This is a genomic window from Mycobacterium sp. (assembly GCF_025965855.1).
Classification (GTDB): domain Bacteria; phylum Actinomycetota; class Actinomycetes; order Mycobacteriales; family Mycobacteriaceae; genus Mycobacterium.
Genome location: NZ_JAOPWB010000045.1, coordinates 1 through 3343, shown reverse-complemented (window position 1 = coordinate 3343; position 3343 = coordinate 1). Strand labels below are relative to the sequence as shown.

4 protein-coding genes are annotated in these 3343 nt (G+C 64.4%); 2 read left to right on the top strand and 2 right to left on the bottom strand.

The window, feature by feature from the left end; all coding sequences use genetic code 11:
* Positions 1-197, top strand: a 197-nt coding sequence (locus tag JWP83_RS03440; RefSeq protein WP_297725793.1) for a hypothetical protein, incomplete at its 5' end; no start/stop codon positions are given.
* Positions 198-199: 2 nt separating this feature from the next.
* On the opposite strand, the gene istB is transcribed toward JWP83_RS03440, so the two are convergent.
* A complete protein-coding gene (gene istB / locus JWP83_RS03435) occupies positions 200-979 on the bottom strand; it encodes an IS21-like element helper ATPase IstB (protein WP_297725791.1) in 780 nt (259 codons plus the stop codon).
* 62 nt (positions 980-1041) lie between these two features.
* A complete protein-coding gene (gene istA / locus JWP83_RS03430; RefSeq protein WP_297725797.1) occupies positions 1042-2586 on the bottom strand; it encodes an IS21 family transposase in 1545 nt (514 codons plus the stop codon).
* Between the two features lie 515 nt (positions 2587-3101).
* On the opposite strand from istA, the gene JWP83_RS03425 reads away from it, so the two are divergent.
* Positions 3102-3343 (top strand): transposase (locus tag JWP83_RS03425; RefSeq protein WP_297725795.1); only part of this gene is annotated, 242 nt, incomplete at its 3' end.

The following is a 3343-nucleotide window of genomic DNA, read 5'->3' as shown; positions in this document are numbered from 1 at the left end:
AGAACCGTCTTGCGCAGCGGCTGTTTGCCGCCGGTGTCACGGTTTCCCGCAGACCGCCGTTCGTTCGCCGCAACTCGCGCTACCGCGATCGAAGCAAGATGATCAACGCCCTCGGCCCCGAACTGGGTGTCGACGGTCGCGTAATTCCGCCGGGGTGTCTGTCAAGTAATTCCCCCACCGGTGGGCCTCGGGTGTAGGTCTACCGGGCTGTCTTGGTGTTGTCTACTGGCGCGGCAGCGCCGGGTCGTTTACGGGGTCGATAGCTGGGGCCGTCCATCAGGATCTGGTGGCTGGTGTTGATCAACCGGTCGAGCAGCGATTCGGCCACGACGGGGTTCGGGAACAGGTTGTACCAGTCCTTGGGCGACCTGTTGGACGTGAGTATCAGTGGTCTGCCGTTGACGGCGCGATCGGAGATCAACTCGTAGAGGTCGTCGGCGTGCATCGCGGTGTGTTCACGCATGGCGAAGTCGTCGAGGATCAGTACCAACGGTTTGGTGTATTCGCGGATGCGTTGGCCCCAGGTGCGATCGGCGTGTCCGCCGGCCAGATCGGAGAGGACTCGGGAGGTTTTGGCGAATCGGACGTCGCCGCCGCGGCGCGCCACGGCGTGCCCAAGTGCTTGCGCCATATGGGTTTTGCCTACTCCGACGGGTCCGTAGAGGATGACTGATTCGGCGGCGTCGAGCCACCGCAGTGCCGAGAGGTCGCGCAGCATCGCAGCGGGCAGTTTGGTGTTGGCGGTGAAGTCGAAGGATTCGAAGGTCGATTGTTCCTCGAAGCGGGCTCGGCGGATGCGGCGGGTCAGGGCGGCCGATTCGCGGCGGGCGATTTCGTCCTCGCAGAGCACTTGCAGAAAGTCCAGGTGCCCCAGGGTGCCGTCGCGGGTCTGGGCCAGCCGGGCATCGAGGGTGTCGAGCATGCCGGTGAGTTTGAGGGTGCGCAGCGCGTTGCGCAGTGCCGGGTCGAGAATGTTCATGCTAGTGGGTCTCCTTGTAGGGTCGAATAGTGCTGGGCAACAAACGAATACGCTGAATGGTTTCACGCGGTCTCGCCAGCGGTGTCGGTGTCGAACGCCTGCGGGCCGCGTAGATGGGCTGCGGCGTGCGGTGGGGCCAGTGCGGTGGTTCCGTCGAGTTCGGTGCCGGCGGCGAGGATGCCTTTGACGGTGCGGTAGCTGGGGTCACCGACCGCGATCGCGCGGACGCATGCCGCCTCTAGGCGCGCATCGCCGACGGTTTTGCGGAACGCCAGCACCCCCTGGGCGCTGCGCAGCCGGTGGATGGCGTTGACGGCCATGAACTCGGCGATCACCTCAGTGCAGGCCGGTCCGACCTCGGCGGCGGCCCGGCGGCACCAGGTGGGATTGCGCAGGGTGAAGGCGATCTTCTCCGGCGGGTAATGCTCGAAGTCGGTGGCCCGCCCCCACGGATGGGTGACATGGGTGGCCACAACGTCACCGTTGTGCACGATCTGCACGACGTCGCCGCAGGTGCGGGCATGGACCTGCTGGCCCATCAACCGCCACGGCACCGAGTAGAGCGCCTTGCCGACCTTGACGTGGCAGTCGGTGGCGACCTTGCCCGTCGACCACACGGCGAGCGCGAACTCATTGTGCGGCAACGGCAGCAGGGCATGACGCTCCACGGTGGAAAACACGAGCCCGGGCTGCTGGCCATCGAGTGCCCGCGATTTTCGCGCCCCGGCCACCTCACGGCTCCACACCACTGCCGCGGCCTGCATCTGTTCCAGCGAGGTGAACTCCCGGCCCCGCCAGAACGAGTCCCGGACATACTGCATCGGCCGTTCCACCCGTGGTTTGTCCTTCGGTTTGCCCGCCCGCGCCGGGTCGATCAGGCAGCCGTAGTGGGTGGCCAGCTCCGCGTAGGCCTTGTTGATCTTCGGGTCATACAGGTCCGGCCTGCTGACACCGGCCTTCAAATTGTCGGGCACCAGCCTGGCTGGGACCCCGCCGAAGAATTCGAATGCCGCCACATGCGAGGCGCACCAGGAGGATTGGTGCATTTTCAGCACTGGTTGCACGAACAGGTGCCGCGAGCACGCCAGCACCATCACGAACGCCCACACCGCGACGCGTCGGCCACTGACCGGATCGAACCACATCCCAAGCTTGCCGTAGTCGATCTGGGCTTCGCTGCCCGGCGCCACCGGTCCCCGCGCCACGGTCACCTTCTCCCGGACCACCTCCTGCGACAGGTTGGCCGAAATCCACCGCCGCACCGAAGATTCCGATGCCGACACGCCATGATCATCACGCAGCCGCTGCGCCACGGTCGCCGCACTCACCTCAGCGCGCAGCCAGCTGCGGATCCGTTCACGGTGCGCTTCGATACCCGGCCAGGTCGTAGCCCGCAGACTCCGATCGGTGACCTCCGGAAACCACCGGGCGATATGCGCCGCCCACGCCGTCTCGGTGATCAGCTCCCCGCCAGGAATCAGCGACTCGGCAATCGCCGGCGCCAGATACTTCGCGATCGTCTTCCGGTCGATGCCCAAACTCTCGGCGAGCTGGCGTTGGGACCGACCCGCATGCCAATGGGTGAACAACTCGATCAGGTCGAACACGTCGAAACTTCTCCTCGCCATCGGCGCCCTTCCTCACGAGTCGATCCGTGAGTCGAGCGAACCTGTGTGCGAGGCCCACAACCGGCTGCCACACCGCCCCGGGTGGGGGAATTACGTGACAGACGGGGTGGGGGAATTACATGACGGACAACCCCTCAACCTGGGGGAATTACGTGACCGCTGACACCGTGTCGTTCGCCAGGCTTGACGTCGCATTGATCTTACTAACGGCACGCCGCGGAGCTGATTCTTGCTTGGCGTTTGTAGAGAAACGAGGGCGATCAAATCCTGTCCCTAAGGTCTTGGGTGTCTGGGGTTGGTGCCCTGGATGCCCAGGGCGGTGGGGTGTAGCTGAAATTCGTGTGCTGTTTTTGTGGCTTGAAATGACTGGCTGCCCCGCCGCGCTGGACGCTCCGGTCGCTGATTGAGAGCTATTGCGGATCGTCGCTGTTTAGGGATCTTGCGGCGGGGTTGTCCACGGGCTTGAGTTGCGATCACAGGGAGAACAAGTGACGATGCGGCAGCGGGCGTGGGTCGGGATCGATGTCGGCAAGACCAGCCATCATGCGTGTGCGATCGATGAGACCGGAAAGGTGGTGTGGAATCAGAAGGTCTCCAATGAGCAGCGCGCGATTGAGCAGCTGGTTACTCGTGCATGCAAGGGAGCCCAGCAGGTGCGGTGGGCGATCGATCTGACCAGCCCGATGGCGCTGATGCTGATCACAGTGTTGTTGTGCGCCGAACAATCTGTCGTCTA

Coding starts and splice junctions, on each gene's coding strand:
- istB (WP_297725791.1), bottom strand. CDS start 979: ATGAACATTCTCGACCCGGCACTGCGCAACGCGCTGCGCACCCTCAAA.